At 55.6% G+C, this 22,021-nt stretch carries 15 protein-coding genes; 13 read left to right on the forward strand and 2 right to left on the reverse strand.

What is annotated here, in order from left to right:
* Positions 1 to 3: 3 nt before the first annotated feature.
* Positions 4 to 1,224: a glycosyltransferase family 4 protein gene (locus PHA01_RS24925; protein ID WP_271898978.1), complete on the reverse strand. Its 1,221-nt coding sequence runs from the start codon at positions 1,222 to 1,224 to the stop codon at positions 4 to 6.
* A 44-nt stretch (positions 1,225 to 1,268) separates the two neighbouring features.
* Positions 1,269 to 1,841 (reverse strand): MarR family transcriptional regulator, encoded by a 573-nt coding sequence (locus PHA01_RS24930; protein WP_271899038.1) that lies wholly within the window; start codon positions 1,839 to 1,841, stop codon positions 1,269 to 1,271.
* A gap of 199 nt (positions 1,842 to 2,040) precedes the next feature.
* On the opposite strand from PHA01_RS24930, the gene PHA01_RS24935 reads away from it, so the two are divergent.
* From PHA01_RS24935 to PHA01_RS24995, 13 genes are all read left to right on the forward strand, one after another.
* Positions 2,041 to 3,810, forward strand: coding sequence for a type I secretion system permease/ATPase (locus PHA01_RS24935; protein WP_271898979.1), 1,770 nt, complete (start codon positions 2,041 to 2,043; stop codon positions 3,808 to 3,810).
* A complete protein-coding gene (locus PHA01_RS24940; protein WP_271898980.1) occupies positions 3,807 to 5,225 on the forward strand; it encodes an HlyD family type I secretion periplasmic adaptor subunit in 1,419 nt (472 codons plus the stop codon). The genes PHA01_RS24935 and PHA01_RS24940 overlap by 4 nt, the downstream gene beginning before the upstream one ends.
* Before the next feature lie 293 nt (positions 5,226 to 5,518).
* On the forward strand, positions 5,519 to 6,178 hold the full coding sequence (locus PHA01_RS24945; RefSeq protein WP_112531200.1) for a calcium-binding protein: 660 nt from the start codon (positions 5,519 to 5,521) through the stop codon (positions 6,176 to 6,178).
* Positions 6,179 to 6,248: 70 nt separating this feature from the next.
* Positions 6,249 to 8,522 (forward strand): glycosyltransferase family 2 protein, encoded by a 2,274-nt coding sequence (locus PHA01_RS24950; protein ID WP_417021036.1) that lies wholly within the window; start codon positions 6,249 to 6,251, stop codon positions 8,520 to 8,522.
* A complete protein-coding gene (locus PHA01_RS24955) occupies positions 8,519 to 9,364 on the forward strand; it encodes a class I SAM-dependent methyltransferase (RefSeq protein WP_271898982.1) in 846 nt (281 codons plus the stop codon). The genes PHA01_RS24950 and PHA01_RS24955 overlap by 4 nt, the downstream gene beginning before the upstream one ends.
* Entirely contained in the window at positions 9,361 to 10,620 is a 1,260-nt protein-coding gene (locus PHA01_RS24960; RefSeq protein ID WP_271898983.1) for a glycosyltransferase family 4 protein, read from the forward strand. The genes PHA01_RS24955 and PHA01_RS24960 overlap by 4 nt, the downstream gene beginning before the upstream one ends.
* A 10-nt stretch (positions 10,621 to 10,630) precedes the next feature.
* Positions 10,631 to 11,404 carry a hypothetical protein gene (locus tag PHA01_RS24965; RefSeq protein WP_271898984.1) on the forward strand — a complete coding sequence of 258 codons (774 nt, stop codon included), beginning with the start codon at positions 10,631 to 10,633 and terminating at the stop codon, positions 11,402 to 11,404.
* 17 nt (positions 11,405 to 11,421) lie between these two features.
* Positions 11,422 to 13,668, forward strand: coding sequence for a hypothetical protein (locus tag PHA01_RS24970; protein WP_271898985.1), 2,247 nt, complete (start codon positions 11,422 to 11,424; stop codon positions 13,666 to 13,668).
* Positions 13,665 to 14,993, forward strand: coding sequence for a glycosyltransferase family 4 protein (locus PHA01_RS24975; protein ID WP_271898986.1), 1,329 nt, complete (start codon positions 13,665 to 13,667; stop codon positions 14,991 to 14,993). Before PHA01_RS24970 ends, PHA01_RS24975 begins: the two co-directional genes overlap by 4 nt.
* A 38-nt stretch (positions 14,994 to 15,031) precedes the next feature.
* A complete protein-coding gene (locus tag PHA01_RS24980) occupies positions 15,032 to 16,219 on the forward strand; it encodes a polysaccharide pyruvyl transferase family protein (RefSeq protein ID WP_271898987.1) in 1,188 nt (395 codons plus the stop codon).
* 121 nt (positions 16,220 to 16,340) lie between these two features.
* Positions 16,341 to 17,360 carry a UDP-glucose 4-epimerase GalE gene (gene galE, locus PHA01_RS24985; protein ID WP_271898988.1) on the forward strand — a complete coding sequence of 340 codons (1,020 nt, stop codon included), beginning with the start codon at positions 16,341 to 16,343 and terminating at the stop codon, positions 17,358 to 17,360.
* Positions 17,361 to 17,619: 259 nt separating this feature from the next.
* Entirely contained in the window at positions 17,620 to 19,149 is a 1,530-nt protein-coding gene (locus tag PHA01_RS24990) for a DUF6212 domain-containing protein (RefSeq protein ID WP_271898989.1), read from the forward strand.
* Positions 19,150 to 19,153: 4 nt separating this feature from the next.
* Complete coding sequence (locus tag PHA01_RS24995) at positions 19,154 to 22,021, forward strand: glycosyltransferase (protein WP_271898990.1); 2,868 nt, start codon at positions 19,154 to 19,156, stop codon at positions 22,019 to 22,021.

Genomic DNA, 22,021 nt, shown 5'->3' on the forward strand with positions numbered 1-22,021 from the left:
GGGTCATGCAGCTCTGACGACCGAATTGATCAGAGATTTCTGCCGCGAAAGACAATCCACCAGTCTGAAGCGATTCTCGATTGTCTTACGGGCAGCAATGCGTAGCGGTAGAAAATCCTCAGGCTTTTGGAGAATTCGAAGGATCGTATCGGCCAAAGCATCGGTATCAAAGAATGGCACGAGGAGGCCATTCGTCCCGGATCGGACAATTTCCTGAACCGGCGGCGTATCGGAGCCGATTATCAAGGCGCCACAAGACATTGCCTCGATCACTGACCACGACAGCACGAAAGGATATGTCAGGTAGATATGGGCAGTTGATATCTGGTAGAGCTTACGCAAGAGATCGTGCGAAATGGCTCCGGGAAACACAATTCTGTCCGGCGGAATATCATGGCTGGCGAGTAGCGCGTCCTTCCAGGAGCCTCCACCAGGTGGCGGCGTTCCATAACTGACGCCATTGCCGCCGACAAATACGAAGAGCGCATCTGGATTCTGGCGTATGACCTTTGCCGCCGCCGCGAGCGCTTGTGGAAAACCGCGATAGGGTTCGAGGTCCCGAGCGACAAAAGTGATGATTGGCGGATCGCCGGCTTTCAACAAGCGCCCATCAGGCAGGCGCAGCGACGCGTTGCGGTCAGGGCGGAAAATTTCCGTATCGACGCCCTCGTGACAGACAGCGATCCGACTCCGGGCAGAGACCGGATAAAGGCTTTTTTGCCAACGGGTGGGGCTGATCCCACCGTCGATCGCTTCCAGCGAGAGAAGCTGCGCGACATTGCGCAGTCTCAATCGTTTACGGGTTTCGGCATCCGGATGATCATCGGGAGCAAAACCGACGTCGGCGCCATCGGCCTTGTAAAAAAATTCACAATAGCCGATAGCCGGCACTTTTGGCAGGATATCCTTGACGAACATCATGCTACCCCAGCCTATATGACCGATGACGATATCCGGCTGTTCGCCATGGCGCACCATCGCATCGAATGTCTCCGCAACACGGTGACCAATGCGTACATGGTGGTCCGGAATGCCCAGATGCCTGGCCATCCGGGCATCTGCCCGGGGGCCAGGTTCTGCACGGTGCAAGATCACGCGAACCGACGGGAGACGCCGGTCCACTGTCTCACAAATAAGGCTGACGTCATGCCCGCTCGTTGCGAGATGCTCAGCCAAAGCTGCGAATTGGCCAAAACCACGCCTGTGAACAAAAGCCACATGCATGAGATCAGCCCCTTCCGGGACTCAAAAGACTGATCGAAGTTGAGTTAGATGCCATAACGCGCGGCATTGCCCCAAACCAGTTCGAGCCTGTGCAGCGTCTGGAACGCGATTTCGAGATTGCGGAGATCATCGGCATCCCTGGCAAGAACACGATTATATGCCCCGCCAGCGTCACGCAGATTGGCGCAAAGCTGCTCTCCCTTTTCTGTCAGTCGAATCCTTGCAGACCGCTTGTCCCGTTGAGATGCGACCCTGTCGATGTAACCCCCATCGGCAAGCTGCTTCAGGTAGTAGGAAATGTTTGAGCCGACATAGTGCCCCCGATCCAGCAATTCCCCAACAGAAAGTTCGACGTCGCCGATAGCCATCAGGACCATTGCCTGTGCCGGACCAACGTCTTCAATCCCCAGTTTCGTCATTTCTGTTCGGAGCAGACTGGCGAAACGGCGATTTACCCTCTCAATCATTCGAGCTAGCTCGAAGTGTGTAACTACGACTGTATGAACTGGGTGGTGTCTATGGCTCTGTTTTTCCGTGGTAATTTCGGGGAAATCGGCGGCGTAATATCCATCAATAGATGTTTCGACTTCCACTCCTTCGTGCAGAAGTTTTTGTATCATCTTGGTCTCCATGGTCATTTTACTTCAAATTTTGAAGTAAGTTGCGAGTGTATTTTCCGGTCTCCTTCGCTTTTTCCCCCGTCATATGATCTTTTTTCTGTCACATTCTGCACGGTATTACTTTACTAGTCTCTGGTCTTAGACCAAGGTCGTAGGGGCTAACTGGCAGCTGTGTCATTTCCAAGGCAGATTACACATGAATGATACTCGTCAAATCGATGCAAATGGCAAGAGCCATGTGGGAAAAAAAGCGACGACGCCGGGAGTTCCGACGCCGCAAACGCTGATTTTCAAGGCCCGCCGGGTTTTTTTGGCAGGTCTCCTCTACGCCGTATTGCTTAGTTTCTGTATCAGCCTTTTGCAACTTACGGTACCCCTTTACATGTTGCAGGTGCATGACAGGGTGCTGAACAGTCGCAGCACCGACACTCTGCTTATGCTGACGGTCCTGGCAGTGGGCGCTTTGCTGGTTTACGGCATTCTCGAATTTATCCGCGCTTTGTCTTTCCAGGCCATGGGCAGCGCGCTTGTGCGCCGGCTAAATCTGCCGATTCTGACGGCTGCCGTGCAGGCATCGGTGGATCAGGGACTTCCCAAGGCCACGCAATCCTTGCGCGATCTCACCGAACTGCGTACTTTTTTGACTTCCTCGGCGGTCAGCGCGCCACTGGATGCCGCCTGGTCGCCCATCTTTCTCGCCGTGCTCTTCCTGCTGCACCCGGTTTTCGGGATCATCGGCGTCGTGGGCGTAATCATCCTTGTTTGTTGCGGCGTGGTTACCGATCTCTTAACCCGCAGCCTCCTCAAGGATGCAAATCAGGCCAACATCGAAGCCATTTCAAAAATCGGTGCAACGCTGCGGCATGCCGAGGCCATCGAGGCAATGGGAATGTTGCCTGCTCTGGCAAGGCGCTGGCGGGGTTTGCAGATGAATGCGCTGGATCTGCTCGATCTTGGAGGCACCCGCAGTCGTGCGATGGCGTCCATAGCGCGCACTTTGCGCTTCATCATCCAGGTCGCGACGCTGGGTGCCGGAACCCTGCTGGCGATGGAACAGGCGATCTCACCGGGGGCAATGATCGCGACCAGCATTATCGTTGGCCGTCTGCTGATGCCGTTCGATCATGTCGTTGAGACCTGGCGTCAATGGGTGAATGCGGTTGGCAACTGGAAACGCATCCAGGCCCTGCTCGCACAGAATCTTGCCGTGCGCCAGACGATGCCAACGCCCCGGCCGCATGGCGACCTGATCATCGACAAGCTGGTTTATGCGGCTCCGGGTGTCGAGATGCCGATCATCAAGGGTATTTCCTTCAGCCTGTCGCCAGGTGAAGTACTTGGCATTGTCGGTCCGTCCGCCGCCGGCAAATCGACACTTGCACGGCTCATGATTGGAATCGTCAAGCCGACATCGGGCGGCGTGTTTCTCGACGGGAACAATGTCTATCTCTGGGAACGTGGATCCTTCGGAGAGATTGCCGGCTATCTACCGCAATCGGTGGCACTGCTTGAAGGCACCATCCAGGATAATATCGCGCGCATGGGCGACGGCGATCCGCATCGGGTGCTCGAAGCGGCGCGGCTTGCTGATGTTCACGAAATGATCGGACGGCTGCCGCTTGGTTACGATACGCCGGTGGGCGACGGGAAGTTGACGCTTTCCGGCGGTCAGCGTCAACGCATCGGGCTTGCACGTTGCCTCTACAATCGCCCTCGCCTGATCGTGCTTGATGAGCCGAACGCTAATCTCGATGCAGTCGGCGAAAGAGCGCTGATGCGTGCGATCGAACAAGCCCGTGACGATGGAGCAATCGTGGTGATGATTGCCCATCGCCCAACAATCATGCAGGTGGCAGACAAGCTGCTCGTATTGGAGAACGGGCGCATCACCCAGTTCGGCCCCCGCACGGACGTCGTGTCGTCCATTACCCCGACCGGTCCTAGAATGGGAGCCACCGCATCATGACCGGTAACACGAATCTACAGAAACGCGCCCCTCAATTATTGGCACCACGTACCGTGTCGGGCGGCGAAACCGTCCCTACCAAGTTTGGGTCCGTCCGTCCGGAATGGGTCACCGATCTTGAGCACGAAGATAGAAAGTCCCCCCTGCGCAAGTTGATCATCGCCGGCGTATCGACGATCTTGATCGCGTTTGGCGGGTTTTTTGGATGGGCCTATTCTGCAGAACTTGGCAGTGCTGCCGTTTCGCTCGGTACTGTGATCGTCGATTCGAAGCGAAAGACAGTCAGTCACTTCGAGGGGGGTATTCTTGATCGTTTGCTGGTGCAGGAAGGCGATGAGGTGAAAGTCGGTCAGCCGCTCGTCCGCCTTGACGACACCAAGGCCCGGTCCGAGCTGCAATCCCTGCAGAGCCGCCGGGTGGGGCTTATCGCAAAGTTGGCACGACTGCGTGCCGAACAGGCGGGAGAAACCGAAATCGCATTTCCAAAGAATTTTGGCGAAATGGGCGACATTTCCGCTGAGAGCGCCATGAGAGCCGAGAGGATATTCTTTGAGAAACGCTACGCGCAAAAAATGAGCCGCGTGGACATCCAGAAGAAAACTATTGAACAATATACGGAGCAAGCGAAATCGTCGGATGCACAGATAGCTGCGACTGACCGGCAGATCGAGTTGATCAATGAACAACGTGAGGCGATCGCCGGGCTTGTTAAAAAAGGTTTTGCCCAGAAGTCGAAGTTGACTGAAATCGACACCAGATTGAGCGAACTTGCGGGAACCCGCGGTGAGTATGCGGGTGACAAAGCCAAGGCCGAGCAGGCAAAGGCAGGCGCGGAATTTTCTCTCATAGGCATCGAAAGCGATCTCCAGTCGGAGATTGCCGGAGAAATCACAACGAGCCAAGTTGATCTCGCCGATACGGAAGAGCGTATCGTGGCGGCCAAAGACGTCATGCGCCGTGTAGAAATACGCTCGCCGCAGGCCGGCATTGTCGCCAATATTCGCTTGCGCACACCTGGCGGTGTGGTGGCCGCTGGCGAAGCCATACTTGATATCGTACCGGAAAATGAACCGTTGGTTGTCGAAATGAAGATCAGCCCGCGTGACATCGACAGTGTGATTGTCAGTTCGCCGGTGCAGGTTCGCCTTACGGCCTACAACCAGCGTTCGCTGTCGCCGCTCGACGGCAAGGTCACTTACGTCGCCGCGGATCAGGTCATCGATGAAAAGACCGATACGGCGTACTTCGTGGCGCGTGCCGAAATCGCCGCTCAATCGCTGGCGTCCAACCCGACGGTCAAACTTTACCCGGGGATGCCGGCCGAGGTGCTGATCGTGCACAAGGCGCGCAAAGCGATCGAATACCTCATTTCCCCAATTTCAGACAGCTTTAACCGTGCCTTCAGAGAGGACTAGTTAGAAGATTCTCACTGCAACGCACCATATTTGGCGATACTTCAAATTTCGAATTAAATTACACTCAATACAAATCGATATAATAAGTAGTTTTGCTTTAAACAGGAATTATAGACTCCAATATAAAAGTGTCATAATACATGGGCGTAATAATTTGTTACTATGGATTGCCACATTTATATTCTTAGTCTAGATTGCAATTCGATTTGGTGCAGCGCACAATCGTTTAGGCATCGATCGTCGGAATCTTTCCGGCAACTTGTAGACTCAAAGCAGGACAGAAGGAGAAGCAGATGGCCACTTTAGAAGGCGGCGCCTACGACGACGTTTTGTTTGGCTCGCGTTTTGACGACTTCATCCACGCCAATGGCGGTGATGATGTTGTTTTTGGCTCGAACGGAAATGACTCGATATTCGGTGACGCCGGCGACGATTTGTTGTTTGGCGGCAACGGCAACGACTCGATTTTCGGCGGCGAGGGAACTGACATCCTCTTCGGCGACAATGGAAACGACATACTGAGCGGTAACGAGGGAAATGACGTTCTCTTCGGCGGCCACGGAGATGACGTTCTTACTGGCGGTGCCGGTTCTGATCTCTTGTTCGGCGATGCTGGAAACGATGTCCTTTCCGGCGGTGCCGGCGACGACACTCTCTTCGGCGGCGCAGGCAATGATACACTCATCGGCGGCGCAGGCAGTGATGTATTCCTGTTCACTGGCGGCGGCGGTAATGACGTTGTTCTCGATTTTACCCCTGGTGAAGACGTCCTCCAGATCTCCAGCGGTATCAACGGGCAGGATATTCATTCGGCTGACGATCTTGCCGATCGTGTTACGCAGGTTGGTGGCAATGTTGTCGTCGATCTCGGTCATGGCGATTCCGTCACGCTCGTCGGCGTCAATGCCGACGATGTCACGGAACATCCCGGCGATTACTTCGTCGTTCATTGATAGTGATTATGGCGTGCCCTGCCCTCCGGCCGGGCACGCTTTTTTCTGACGTGAATGAAAGGGCAACGTGTTGAACCTCGACCATTCGACGGATATTGCTGGCGATATCGAGAGCATTTCAATCTCGCGTCTCTGTGCAGATGTGGCCGTCGTGATCTGGGACCTTCCGGCTTCCATACGGGCATCAACGAAATGTACGCTGGAGACGCCGGAACCATTCGTTCCGCTCATCAGCTTGAATATTCCCCTCGAAACCGGCGGTCAGCGTGTTCTCTGGGCTATGCGCACCAAAGATGAGCCGGTCCGTCTTACGATGTCTGCTGGTGCACTCGGGCCGACCGAACAAGCAGTTCTCTATCCGGCAGTTGAACTTGGCTCTTTCGATGTGGACCGTGCTGTCGATAATCTCGCGGCTGCCGGACATATCAAGCTACTCAACAATATGCTGAGCACATGGCGCAGTGCCTTTCGCCTGTCGCAGAATCAGGTTTTTGCCAGCGTTGTTCGCGAAATCACCCTGGCATTGACGCCAGAGCCACGGCAAGTGCGCGGTTGCGGTCAGCCGATCGACGGTCATCACCTGCTGGAAACCGCACTGGATCCGGACCTTGGCGATGTTACGGCGATCTATGCAATCGCCGCCAATTCCATAACTGCGCTGCCGACGAAGCTGGGTCTGGGGCGCCAATCCAAAAACGGCTGGCAATCGTGCCATCTCCTTGTGGAGTCCGCCCAGGCATTGCCGCAATCATTGCACTTTGTGTTTACCGGGAAAAACGGTATTGCCGTCCGCAAATTATCCGACAGCGATGGCCAGCTTGATTTTTCCAAGTGGTGGCCAAAGCGGCAGAACGATATGGAACTGCGTGAATTCCTCGTGCGTCAACTGGCACTGATCCCAGGTCCTGGCGTTGCCATTGCTGTCGATATGCAGATGCGCGCGCCGTTGCCAGCTCGCCAGATCGCAAAGTCTGGAACGCAGCCTGCGGCCGAAATCGATCTCGCGATCGCACTTGATGGCGGCTTGCTCGTCGGCGGCTGGACCCACGATCCCGCTGCGATGCTGTCCCGTATCGAATATATTTCGGGAGATGGAAGCGCTCTGCCGCTCCAGCCCAATTTCTACAAGTTTCCCGGCAAGACTGGCGAACGTGCGGATGGACTTGGCGCCGACGTGACCGGTTTTGTCGCCTGGCTGCCGCAAGCCAAAAATCTTGGGCCATTGCTGCAGCCGCGCTTTCAGATGCGGCTCGTCTCGGGTGCAACCGCGATGCTGGTGCCTCCAATGCAGCCCTTTGAACCATCGGCGCAACGCAACCGCATCTTGCGGGCGGTGCCGCCGCAACACGCACGCAGCCAGGTGTTCGAAAGCATCCTTGCGCCAGCCCTGAAAGAGGTCGAACAAAAACTTGGCCAAACGGTAAGGATTGCAGATATCAAGGAATACGGCGTGGGACCGGCAACCCCTCTGATCTCGATCGTAATTCCCCTCTATCGCAATCTCGACTTTTTGCGTTTCCAGCTTTCGGCCATGGCAACCGATCCTTGGCTTGTGGCGAATGCAGAGGTCATCTTTGTGCTCGATTCTCCGGAAATCCAGGACGATACAGAGCACATGCTCGGCGGACTGCATATCCTGCATGATTTGCCGATGAAGCTCGCCACCATGAATCGCAACAGCGGCTATGCCCGCGCCTGTAATGCCGGTGCAAGTCTTGCGACAGGCACCATGCTCGTAATGTTGAATTCCGACGTTGTCCCCTGCGGTCCGGGCTGGCTGGACACACTCACCCGGCCGTTGCTCGAACAGAAGAAGCTGGGTGCGATCGGGCCGAAACTGCTTTTCGAAGATGGCTCCCTGCAGCATGCTGGACTGTACTTTGCCCGCGACCAGCGCGGCGTCTGGCTCAACCATCATTTCTACAAGGGCATGCCGGGCTATTATTCGCCGGCTCAGATTGCGCGGACAGTGCCGGGCGTGACCGGTGCGTGCCTTGTTACCCGTAAGGACATCTATGATCTGGTCGGGGGATTCACCGAGGAGTACGTCATCGGGGACTACGAGGATAGTGACCTATGCCTGAAAATCCGGCAGATCGGTTTTCAAGTGGCATACGAGCCGAATGTTGCGCTCTACCACTTCGAACGCCGATCTATCCGTCGTAGCAGCGACTACATGCGCGGCCTCGCGAGCCAATATAATTCCTGGCTTCATACGCAGCGCTGGGACGACGACATCACTGAATTAATGACGACCTATCTCGATGAAGCGGTGCCCGATCAAATGAACGGGGACACCGTCACTTCTTTCGTCAAGGAAAAGTCTGAAAGGAGCGCCGCTTGACTGAGGTTATTGCACTCAAGACAGCTTTTACCGAACCTTCCCCCGCATTCAATAGCGATCACGTTGATTGGTTGATGGAAGCCGTCCTGCGCAACCGGTTTCTACCCTGTCCTGACCCGGATAGCATTTTCGTCGGAGACGGCAATTTCCAGGCCGTTGGCGCAGAGTTCCTCGGTCATTTCATCCGCAAGGGTGGTGTGCGGTCCGATAGCCGGGTCCTCGATATCGGTTGTGGTATCGGGCGCATGGCTGTCCCGCTGACCCAGTACCTTGACTTTGCAAAAGGCAGCTATTGCGGCATCGATCCGGTTGCCGGCGGGATCAACTGGTGTCGGCAGATGATCAGCCCTGTGTATTCCAACTTCGAATTCCGCCATCTGGATATCGCACACTCGCTGTATAATCCGAAGGGTGCGATCGATGGGCTCGAACTCGTTCTGCCGTATGAAGACCGGCAATTCGATTTCATCATCATGACGTCTGTCGTCACCCATCTGCCTGATGAAGAGGTGAGCGTCTATCTGCGCGAGGTAGAACGGGTCCTTTCGCCGGGTGGCCGCCTGTTCATGACATGCTTCGTCGTCGATAAGGTTGCAGCTGAGAATCCCTTGAAAAAACGTGACGCGCGGCTCGGATTTCAGCGTTACGACGAAGGTCCGTGCTGGTTCGTTCCAGAACTGCCGCCGCTGGCTGCAGTGGGTTTCGACGATGGATTTCTGGATGGTGCGCTAACGCGTGCCGGTTTGTCGATTACAACCAAGTCGTTCGGTCACTGGCGCGGTGTGCCTTCGGACCATTATCAGGATCTGTTTGTGGCAGAGCTCGATAGGGGCGCTCGATGACCCGCGTCCTTGTCGCTGCGCATAATCATCCGGCTTTGCACCCAGGCGGCACGGAAATATTCGCCCACGACCTTTTCCGTGCCTATCAGCGGGCCGGATGCGAAGCGCTTTTCCTCGGCGCGACCAATCACATCCACCGCGAGGCACGGCCGGGAACGAGCTTCCAGAGCATTGGCACCAACGGCGATGAGATTTTGCTGTGGTCGGGGCATTTCGACCGGTTCTTCATGAGTCAGGTCGATCTCTATGGCATCGTTCCGGACATCGTCGAACTCCTGCGCGATTTCCGGCCGGACGTCGTACATCTGCATCATCTCCTGCTTTTGGGCGCGGAGTTTCCGCATATCGTGCGACGCACCTTGCCCGAATGCCGGATCGTCATGACGCTGCATGATTATTATCCGATCTGTCACCATGATGGTTTGATGGTGCGCACAACGAGCAAGGAACTGTGCCACGGTGCTAGTCCGGACCGATGCCACAGCTGTTTCAACGAAATTGCCCTCGACAAGTTCGTTCTGCGTGAGCGTCATCTGAAGTCTCTTTTGAGTGCTGTCGATAGTTTCGTGTCGCCGAGCGAATTTCTCAAGCAGCGCTATGTCGATTGGGGCATTTCCGAACATTTGATCAGTGTGATCCCCAATGGCCAGCCCGAACGGGTTAAGGTAAAAAAACGAGATGTCACGCAGCGTACCAAGCCGGTTTTTGGCTATTTCGGCAATCTCAATCCATGGAAGGGTGCGACTGTTCTGCTCGAATCAGCAAAGCAGCTGATTTCCGAGGGTTTCGAATTCGAGTTGCGTGTCCACGGCGCGGCGCCGTTCCAGAGCGAAAGCTTCGTTGCTGATATAGATCGCCTCTTCGCTGAAACGTCGCCTACCGTGCAGCGCCGTGGCGCTTACCGCCGTGAAGATATCGCTGGTCTGATCGCCACAGTCGATTGCGCGATCATGCCTTCGATCTGGTGGGAAAATGCACCGCTGGTGATCCAGGAAGCGCAAAGCCAGGATTGTCCGGTAATCACAAGCAATATCGGTGGAATGGCCGAAATGATTGAAGACGGCGTCAACGGTCTGACAGTCCCGCCTAACGACCCCATGGCGCTGGCGGCTGCCATCCGACGTATCGCTGAAGATCCTGACTTACGCCAGAGTCTTGTCCTTGAGGCTCGCCACCCCGACACAATCGACATGACTGCTGCGCGCTATCTCGATTTGATCGAGACGCTGCGTCCGGCACATGTCGAAGCAGCCTGAGAGGACCATTATGTCAATAATCACAAATGTGTCGGCACAGGCGCCAATACAGCCAAGTGCCGTTCCCCAACAGGACAATACGCAGGCCAAAAAGCTTGAGCCGACAAAGGGTCGGGTTGACGCTATCGATGACGGCCGTTTGTTCGGTTGGGCTTTCGATCCAACCGCGCCGACCAAGAGGCTGACTATTCGCGTGCTTCTGGATGGCAAGCCTATTGCCGAAGCTGTGGCCGACAAGGACCGCCCGGATTTGAAGCGTTCAGGTATTGGCGACGGCGCGCATGCATTCGATGTGATGCTGCCGCAATTTGCCGCCATGCGCGCTGGGGACCTGGTGGTCGTTGCCATAAATGGTGCAGGCGTCGAACAAGCATTGCGCGTTCCAAAGCCTGATGAACAAGCCGCCGAAGCCCTGATCGCCGCGCCGATGACGCGTATTCTCGACAAACTCGACATGTTGATGGCGGCACAGCGGCAGTTGCAGGTCAACCAGCGCTCGTTGCAGCGTATCGCGCCGGTCATCGATGGATCAGGCGGTAGCAATGCAGTCGACGCCGCCGATGTGAGCAATTCGATTGAAAATCTCCGCGGAGACGTCAACCAGCGCCTGACGGAACTCGATGTTCATCTGATGCGAATGGACGGCGTCGTCGCAGGTATGGAAAAGCGCATGGAGTCACTACAAAAACGCTCCGGTGGCGACGTTAAGCCGTTGATTTTGCTTTTGTTCGTTCTCGTGGGCTTTGCTGCCGGGGCTGTTCTGTCAATGTCAGTCATGCCTTGATCATGGAGCAGATTTGAATGCTTCGAGACGACAAAAACGTTTTGCCGATAAAGACCGGTAAACCCGCGGAACGCCTCCCTGTGGTGATGCAAGGCGAGACCGTGGTTGGTTGCCCCATAGACGACACGCTTGTTCTTGTGCTCGGTATCGGCAGCCTAACCTCCGAACAGGCCACTGTTTTTCTCAATGGCGATCCCGCCATGAGCGTCAAGGTGACCCTTGTAAACTGGCCGCTGAAAGATGGCTCCCCTGCGGGTACCCACGGGTTTGTGGCGATCGTTCCGACCAATATTCTGCGACGCGGCGCGTTGAAGACAATCATGTTCCAGCACAAGGCAAACGTGACGCGCTATGCTTTTGCCAGCCGCGCCGCTTCGACCGGCGAGCTGATTGCAATGATCACCGACCTTGCCGGTTCCAGCTTGCCTTCCGTGATCGACGGACTCGTCGAGGGCCTGATATCGGGACCGATCGGCCGCAAGAAGCTCTCCGCGATCACCATCCTTTTGCAGGCGGGTGCACGCTCAGATGGTTGCATCGAACTGATCGGTGGCAGCGATGAGGGTGAGATTTTCGTGCAAGGCTGGGCGCAGGACCTGACGCCTTCCGTCACACGGCTCTTGATCAGCGGCCGGTCGCCTTCACTTGCTGAATGTGCAATCAGCGTTTTCGCACGCCCCGATCTGAACGAGCAATCGTCAGGTTTTGCTGGGCTCTTGCTCGCCAATGAAATCGTCGAGCCGAATGACATCGAGCGTCTTCTGTTTCGGGGGCGTCGCGGCTGGCGTTTCACCGAGGTTTACGACCGCCGTCTGATTTCAGGCGCGCGTGAGACGCCCAGCCATGTGCGAGCGATTCTGCCTCGCGTTCGCAGCTCGACCGAGATTCTCCTTCGTATGCGCTCGGCCGCCAATCGCTTCGACGGAACGGAGACGATTTCCAGCCTGCCTTTCCCGGTACGCATGGGCATCGACCACGTGTTTCGTGTGGAGGGTAGCGGCCTGCTCGTCTCCGGCTGGTTGCTCGATCCCGACAATCATGTCGGGGACGTCAAATTGCGCCGGCATCGGGGCGAAACGCAGCTTGACGCAAACTGGACACGTATCGACAGGCCCGATGTCACGCGGGAATTCGACAATAAACCGCCGTTCAACGCCGGGCTTGATCCCAATCGGCACGCGCATGGGTTCGTTGCCTTCGCACCCGAACTCGATGGGGACAGCACTGCACCTTTCTATGTGGAACTTGGTCTGAGCGATGGGCGGCGCGCGTTCATGCCTCTAACACCGACGCGGATCACGTCGCGCGATGCGGTTGTCCGGCAGATCCGCGCGATTGACCCGAACGCTTGGGCGTTACGGCATATTGTCGATCAACAACTCGTGCCGCTATTACGTGGAGTGAACCGCCCTGCCCCTGAAATCTTTGGCGTGGTCGATCTCGGCTCGTTCGAGGACGTCCTTGGACCGGCGCTGATTATTGGTGTTGATGAGCGCGTAGAAGAGATTGCGCCGCTCATTGCCTTGCTCGCCCTTGACCCGGAAACGCGTCGGGCACCAATCGTTATTGCGGCAGCGACTGAGATTGTCGATCGCATCGGGGTCCAGGTGCGGCGGCTTGCGGATTTCTACGGTCTACATCTGCGCCTCGTTTCGGCCAGCGGCTCGGAAGATCTTTACGATGCCCTTGAGGTGGGCGCCCGGGCCGTTTCCACCGAGACGGTTGTTTTTCTCGCCGCCTCACTGCTACCGCGCAATCCTGGATGGTTCAGCAAATTGCTGGCAGCCTATGAAGCGCGCAAGGAATGCGTCCTCTCCCCCACTCTTGCCTACGAAGACGATTCGATCCGCTGGGCTGGCACATGGGTTGCGGGCGCGCAGTCCGACCGTGCTCTGATCAGCCGTTATGCCGGATATCCTATTGACGCCGTAACAGGAATGGCAACTACGGAGGTAGCGACCGCGACATTCGAATGTTGTGTGATGCCGCGAGAGGCGTTGTTTTCGGTCGACGGGTTTACACGCGGATATCTTGGTACGCATGAAAAAGGCCTCGACCTCGGTCTGAAGCTCAAGCAATCGGGCCTGAAATCCTACTGGCTGCCGTCCGCCCAGATGCTGGGCTCCGACGACATTTCCGTTGCAGACAAGGCGTCAACGATTGCACTTATCGAACGTATCGATCGTCAGGTCTTCGATGCGCGTTGGGCAAACATTCTCACAAAAGATCGTGTGACAACGACGGAGACGGAGGCAGCGGTATGACCGAACAACTCCGGGTATTGGTGATTTCGCATGCGCATCCGAGCATCTCACTCGGCGGTGGCGAGATCGCATCCTACAATCTGCACAAGGGGCTGAATACGTTGCCAGGCGTGCAATCCGTCTATCTGGCGCGAGCAAGTCATCCAATACCGCGCCATGGCACGACGGCGCTGATGAGTCTACGCCGCAGCAGCGATGAGATCCTCTTTCACGCGGACGAATATGACCACTTCTATTTGTCGAACAACAACACGGATGAAATTCGCCGCGATCTTTTGCGCTTTGTCGGCGATCTCAACCCGCACGTCGTGCATTTTCATCACGTAATGGGACTAGGCTTGGAAACACTCTACGCCATCCGCGAGGCCTTGCCCGATACGGCAATCCTTGTGACGTTCCATGAATATCTGTCGATCTGCAACAATGACGGTCAGATGGTAAAAGCCGGCTCGTCAAAACTCTGCAACGAGGCCTCACCGATAGACTGCCACGCCTGTTTCCCCGACGTTCCTCCCGCGCGCTTTCTGAAGCGCGAACGATTTGTCCGCGGAATGCTCGAACTTGCCGACGCCTTCGTTGCGCCAAGTGTCTTTCTTGCCCGGAAATATGCGGAATGGGGTCTCGATGCGGGCAAGTTGCATGTGATCGAGAACGGCATCTCCATTGAAAGCGTAACGCCGCCAAGGGAGCTGACGGGCCCAAAACCGCGTCGTAACCGTTTTGCCTATTTCGGACAGATGACACCCTATAAGGGCATAGATGTCCTCGTTGACGCTGTGTCCCGTGTGCCGGAAGAGACTTGGGGTGCCGATTCACGCCTGATGATTTTTGGCGGCAATCTCGAAAAACAGCCGCGCGAATTTCAGGAACGTATGGAAAAGCTGATCGGCGAGGCCGGCTCGCGCGTGCGCTTCTACGGTGCCTATCAGAACGCTGAAATGCCACGCCTGATGCAATCGGTCGACTGGGTCGTCATGCCTTCGATATGGTGGGAGAATTCGCCGATCGTTATTCAGGAAGCATTGCATCATCGCCGACCGATCATCTGCTCCAATATTGGCGGGATGGCCGAAAAAGTACGTGATGGTGAGGATGGCCTGCATTTCCGCGTTCGCAGCGCCGAAGATCTTGCTGACCGTTTCACGGAGGTATTGTGTGATCCATTGATTTGGGACCGTCTTCATCACAGTGTCCGCCGGCCGACAAATTACATCGATTGCGCCGAAGAACATGTTGCCCTCTATGGCGACCTGCTCAAATCCGGCCAGCAAAAGCCAATCAACATAGCCGCAAGGACCGATGTCGTTCTTTCGCAAGCAAGCTGAATTTTCGCCAGCTTTCAACGCCACGAGAAGGAAACCCCATGGCACGTGTATTGGTAATGAGCCCATCGGGCGAGGTCTACGATCACGACAGTGTTCGCTGGTACCAGCACAGCAATGTGCAGCGTAGCATCAATCACTACCATAATATCGGCGATGCATTTGTCTTCGATTCGTCATTGAAATTGATGAACTACGAAAAGCAGGCTGAATTGCCGATCATGAATCCGAACATGGATCACATCGACCGCCTGCGGGAGGAATATGACTACGTCATTCTTCGCGGCTCGAACTATGTTCACCAGCACATGGACTGGACCGATGCCATCGCGGTTCTGAAGCGGCTCGGGTTGCCGGTGATTGCCTTTGGCATAGGGGCTCAAGCTCCAGTCGAAGGCCAATTGGAACTCTCCGAGCAAACGAAGACAGTTCTGAAGGTGATAGCGGACTCGACGGCTTCGGTCGGTGTGCGTGGAGCTTATTCTGCACAGGTCATGAGCGATATCGGCATAAAAAATGTTCGGATTATTGGCTGTCCGACCGCATTCCGCCGCAACGATCCCGAGATGCGGATAAACCTGCCGCGGCTTGATGAGGTGAAAAATATCGGGATCACCATCCGGCGTGAGGTCTCACCGACCTACGCTCAGGATATTGAGCGTTATCTGACGTTTCATCGCGACCTCGTCAAGGAGATGGCAGGGCGCTTCGACGCGACCCTGATGGCCCAGGGTGAAGTCGAGGAGAAGAAACTGGTTTTCGGGACCGATGACCAGAAAGAGGAAGCGATTGCGGCTCTGAAAGCAAACAAATGGGCTTCCGACTGGTATCTCGATGAGACGGTGGAAAAGCTCTACCGCGAACGCATATTCTATTCCGACGTCGTCGCCGATTATGAGAGCCTCGTCCGGACAAAAGAACTCGTTCTCGGTTATCGGCTGCACGGCAATCTCATGGCCTTGGCCAATGGCGTGCCTTCTATCTACTTCACCTATGACAGCCGCACCGTGGAGTTTGCCGAGACCTATCATATTCCGAGTTTCGATGTGTTCAGCGGCGGGAAGTTCAGGCTGGAGGATTATTGGGACCAATCGCTTTTCGATAAATATAATCAAGCTTGGTACCGGACTTATGGCGAAATGTACCGCTTTCTGACGGAAAACGGTGTGGATCACAAAATGATGGAGACTGAGAAGCAGATGCCGGATTCGGTTCGCCGCGTCGCATGATACCAGCGCGACTTTCGTGGGGGGAACGCAGCAGGTTGGGAGGTCTAACCAAAATTCGCCAATTGGCAGAAGCCAGGTGCTTACAAACAATCCCTCAAGCAGAATTCCAGGAGTTTCCCCAATGACTGTTCTTGTTACAGGTGGTGCTGGCTATATAGGCAGCCACATGGTGCTTGCGTTGAAAGACGCGGGAAGATCCGTTGTCGTGCTCGATGATCTGAGCTGCGGTTTTTCCTGGTTGGTGCCAGAAGACGTCCCGTTCATCGCGGGCGATGTCGGCGATCAGGCGCTCGTGCGCGATGTGATCCGCACGTACGCTGTGACCGCGATCCTGCATTTTGCTGGCTCTATCGTTGTGCCGGATTCCGTGCGCGATCCGCTTTTCTATTACCGCAACAACACAGTGCAGTCGCGCGCGTTGATCGAGACGGCCATCGCCGAAGGTATCGAGCATTTCATTTTTTCGTCCACGGCCGCCGTCTATGGCGAGCCCGAGAAGACGCCAATCACCGAAGAAATGCCGCATCAACCGATTTCGCCCTATGGCACGTCAAAACTGATGACGGAGTGGATGTTGCGCGACGCGGCAGCCGCTCATCCGGATTTCAACTATGTTGCGCTGCGCTATTTCAACGTGGCCGGCGCCGATCCGCAACTGCGTTCCGGACAGTCGTTTCCGCGCGCAACCCATCTGATCAAGATCGCCAGCCAGGCTGCAACGGGCGAACGCTCTCATATCGAGGTCTACGGTACCGACTACCCGACAGCCGACGGAACCTGCATCCGCGATTATATCCACGTCAGCGATCTGGCGCAGGCGCATCTCTGCGCGCTGAATTACCTGGAAGCTGGCGGCAAGAGCACCGCTGCCAATTGCGGATATGGTTATGGCTACTCGGTGCTTGAGATCATCGACGCGGTCAAACGTGTATCGGGCGTCGATTTTTCGGTGCGCATGGCGCCTCGGCGTGCCGGCGATCCAGCTATTTTGGTGGCTGGCAACGATCGCGTCCGCAACGAATTTGGTTTCTCACCCAAGCGTGCCAATCTTGATCTGATCGTTGGGGATGCTCTTGCCTGGGAACGAAAACTGCAATCGATGAGAGCCGATGACGAGTCGGAAAAGCGCATTGCCGTCTAGCCATTTCCATGAGGATAGCAGCGGCGATGTTCAAAACGCCGGCGCTGCTACAGTAACATGCAATAAGTCGGCAAATACTTTGAATTTTGAAATAAATTACATTCACAATGATTGTAAGTTACGCGAAGAATAAAAACTCACACAATCGAATACTTTAGTGTTGCGCTGCAATATATTTATGTGACAAGCTTCATCAATCTGCCATTCTATTTGTATAGAGACACGGTTCGGCGCCTGTGGTTGGTCAAGGATGAGGGAAATGACGGTTCAGACTTCGTACAAGCTTTCGCCGGTTGCGAAATCTTTGAGAGAAATAGATTTGTTGAAGGAACCGATCCTGCTTCGCATGGGCATTGACCATGACGAGCTGCCCGAAGGCCTGTCGAAAGCCATAAAAATCCTGGGCTTCGAAGGTGTCAAGGATGACGCCGCTATGTTGTCGGATTCGTCCGGCAGGAAATTCGAGATGCATGAGGCGCCCTTGTGCACTCTGGCTGTGCTCATCAATCCCGTTCATCGGGGCCGGGAAAAGCGACTACTGGACTGGTTGAAAAGCCGTGGTGTAGTCGACGAACCAACTGTTTTTGAATGGCATGCCGGGCGGGAGATTGAGACGGCAGGTTTGATTATCCAGAAGCTCGCGAGCCTAGTGGTGTTCGAAGCGAGGAAAATCACGCAGTCAAATCGCGAATTGCTTGCCTTGCGCACTTTGAATGACAATCTTCAGAACAGGTTTGCTGCTGTCGAGAGTTTTGTCGACAGGCAGGGGTTGCAACCCTTCGATCTCGCCTTCTCAAACGAGCCGGTCAGCAGTTCCTCGCGTTCCAACGTTCTGGCCGATGCTTCATTCGAAGGGGTATCGCAAATCCTTCCAGTCGCCAGCGCAGGCGTGAGTGCCATTGCCATCCATTTCGAACGTCTGATGCATCGTGACGATACCACTCTGCATGCCCAACTGGTGACGTTGGAAGACATGTGTGTTGTAGAGAGCTGGGTGTTGCCGCTTTCAAAACTTGGGCAGGGCTGGAACTATCTGGGCCTCTCTCGAACGCTTGCCGGCTTGCGGCGGACGCTGAGCCTGCGCCTTCGTATCGAGGGCATGGACGATGAAATGCCGCTGTTGTCGCTTGGCGGACTTCAGCCGCTCGACATGTTTCAGGTCAGAGATGCTGCAAACGACGCGCCGCTGCTGAAGAACAGCCTTGCCATGCAGATCTGGTGCGGAATGCCAGGTGTTCTGCTTCCGAGTTGGGCGAACTATTTGCAGGCTCAATCCCAAGACGCAAGAGACGGCGGCTTTCGGGAAATGCCGATGGCAACCGGCATTCTCGAACTGGCGGACCTGTCCAATACGGACGAGATTTCATTCGACTTCGCAGCCATTCTCCCTCTGCCCGAGGAAAGGGCCATCGGCTGCCATCCGCCATCAGCCGGTATAACGATCGGCCATATACCGGCAGCTTGCCCGCCCAATATCCTGCGCATCTCGTCCAGTGCAGTCATCGATAATGAAGAATCGAAGGATGTCGATTTTGCGCTAGTAATTGCGAGCGACATTCGAACTGCCCGTCAGCTATTCGATGAGCAACGGTCACCCGGCACCGGAGAAGGATTTTCAGGTTGGACCAGTGTTGCGCCGGGTGAAGGGCCACGGCTCAACGCCTTCATCACTGAACAGGTCGGCGTGTGGCAGAACATCTACATCGCGACCCGAATGAAGGACAATCCGGGAGACAACGCTTTCGCTTGGGCGAAATTCCGTAACATCAGTCTCATGGTCAATGGATAATTTCATGCTGGACCAGATCAAACGTCTCCGAGAGCAAATCAGCACGCGATTGCCGTCCGATATCGGCCCGGATGGTCCACCGCCCACTAGGGTCGCCGTGCTCATTCCGGCCTACAAGCACTCTGTGCTTCTCGCCGAAGCTGTCGAATCCGTTTTGGCGCAGGAAGCGCCTTTCGACATCGCAGCAGTGATCATCGATGACGGCTGTCCCTATCCGGAAACCGGCGAAATCGGACGGACTTATGCGCTGGCTCATCCAAACGTCTTTTACCTCCGCAAGGCCAATGGAGGGCTGAGTTCAGCCCGCAACTACGGTATCGAGTTTGCTCTCCGCAATTTCCCGGATCTCGAAGCCGTCTATTTTCTCGATGCCGACAACCGCATTACGCCCACGGCGATCCGTGACATTCTCAATTTCATGAAGTCGGACGACAAAGTCGACTGGATTTATCCGAATATCGACAAGTTCGGCATCGAGTGGAATGGAAACTACACAACGCAGTATTCGCGCCTGCTGCACCTGACCTTCGATAATATATGCGAAGCCGGCAGTTTGGTTTCGCGGCGTATGCTCGATGCCGGCGTGCGTTTCGATGAGAGCATGAAGGCTGGTTTTGAGGACTGGGACTTCTGGCTGCAGGCGATCGGACGTGGCTTCCTTGGTGCGAACTATCCTTTCTTCGGCTTCGAATACCGACAGCGCGCCGAGAGCATGTTGCGCGATTCAAATCGCACGCGAGAAGGCATTTTGACCTACATCCGGCAGAAGCATAAGAAACTCTTTGCCGCCGAAACCCTGCTTGCCTGGGAACACGAGGAAACGCCGCGCTATGCTGCGATCGGTATGGGTACGTATGCGGTGGATTTGTTCACCGATCCGACAGTCGAGCATGCCAAATGCAGTCTGGAAGATTTTGTCACGCGTTTCTGGGCTGCGAAGGCTGAACCGGAAACCTTTGGTGTTCCGCCGTTTCTATTATGGATGACTGCGGCACACAGAGAGGCTCTGAACCGACTGGGCTTGATCCACAATTTGCTATGGCTAGGCGAGCGGATTGCTCAAAAACACCATTTCGTCGCCATTCGCTTCGAGCGGAACAACGCTAAGGTCGGCATTGACATACGCAAGATCAGCGATGCGGAACCCCTTGCTGACAAGCCTTTTGGCTGGATGTGTACATTCGATATCTTCTCAACCTGCGCAGATGATGCATCCGACGACTGGGCGCGCTCACTGCACAAACCGGTTCCAAGTCCCAATGTGATCGAAATCGTGATCAGCGGGCCATTCACGTCGAGAGAAATGCAAAGTACTGCCCTGTCTCCAACCAACGCCCTTCTCGCTACATTGGGGGCGCTGCGCGATTCAGGCTATCGATTGCAGTCTAAAAACCGCTGGCTCTGGCGTTCCGTCTATTTCCCCAATCGCAGCCGCTATTTCGAATTGCTGCGGCATGCTGTGGGCGCAAGACCGGTGATGCCAAGACTCGCTCATGCGTCCAATCCGCTGCGTGTCGGATTCCTTTTGCCCATTGGCAGTTTCGGCGGTGTCGAAAAAGTCGCCTATGCTGTGGCACAGGCGTTGAAGAATGCAGGCTGTGAAGTCCACCTCTTCCTGCTTGGCAAGCCGGTTTATAATCGCATTCCCGAAAACGATGGCGTGTTCAAGACAGTTAACTTCCTCGCAGATGATTACCCGCTCTGGGGCGGTCCCAATCAGTTTGCCGGGCATGATTTGTTGATGGGCCATGATGAGGCCGCGAAAGCCGAGCTGATCATGGGCTTTCTTGCCGGGCTGGATGTGGTGATCAACAATCAGGCGGCCCCGGTCAATTCCATGCTCGGTGAACTTCGCCGCCGCGGCATGAAGGTGCTGAACTATGTTCACGTGCTCGATAAATCGAAAATGGGACGCGATGCAGGCCATCCGTACCTCACTCTCGCCTTCGAGCATGTCTACGACACCATCCTGACCTGTTCCAGGGACATGGCTGAGTGGTTGCATGGCATGGGCGTCCCGGATGCCAAACTCGTGCACATTCAAAATGCCGCAAGTTATGCGCTTTCCTCCAAGGAACAGGAAGTTATCCTCGCAGCGCGCCGCAACAGGCCGCAGCGGGACAGACTCAATGTTCTTTTCCTAGGACGGCTCGATGCTCAAAAAGGTATCGAGCGATTGTTCGCTTCCGTTCGCGACCTGCGCCAGCGCTCTGCCCCGATCGATTGGAAAATCATTGGCAGCGATGTCATGGACGCTGGTGCCGGAGGTTCGTGGAAAGAACGTTTCGTTGGAATAGGTGTTCACGTTGAACCGCCAGTCTTTTCGAGCCGGCATCTGAACAAAGCCTTCGCCTGGGCCGACGTGGTCGTGTTGCCGTCGCGCTGGGAAGGTGCACCCTTGACCATTATCGAGGCTCAACGGCTGGGTTGCGTGCCGATCGCAACGTCAGTCGGCGCGGTCGGCGAACTCATCGACCACGGTGTCGATGGTCTGTTGATCGAGTCGACGGACGACAACGTTATCAGCCGGGAATTGACCGAAATCATCATGGCATTGTCAGAAGATCCCGCTGCATTACGCCGCCTCTCTGAAGCAGCTGCAGAGCGCGGCGGTTCCCTCATGTGGGAACACAGTGTCGAACCGTTGGTGAACCAGTTGAAGTCATGGTTCCCTGACCGGCTTCCCACCCTCCCGGTGGAGACGACCCTGAAGCTTGTAGAACAGACAGCGCCAACTACGCCCGAGCGGATACCATCTTTCGAACGATTTCCGCGCGAGGCAGCGCCAAAGCAGCGTGACGAAATTTCCGAAATCAGGCCGCTGCAGATCGCTGCTGCCGGATCAGCCCACACGCATAATTTGAGGAACTAA

The organism is Candidatus Phyllobacterium onerii (assembly GCF_028331445.1).
Taxonomy (GTDB): Bacteria; Pseudomonadota; Alphaproteobacteria; order Rhizobiales; family Rhizobiaceae; genus Phyllobacterium; species Phyllobacterium onerii.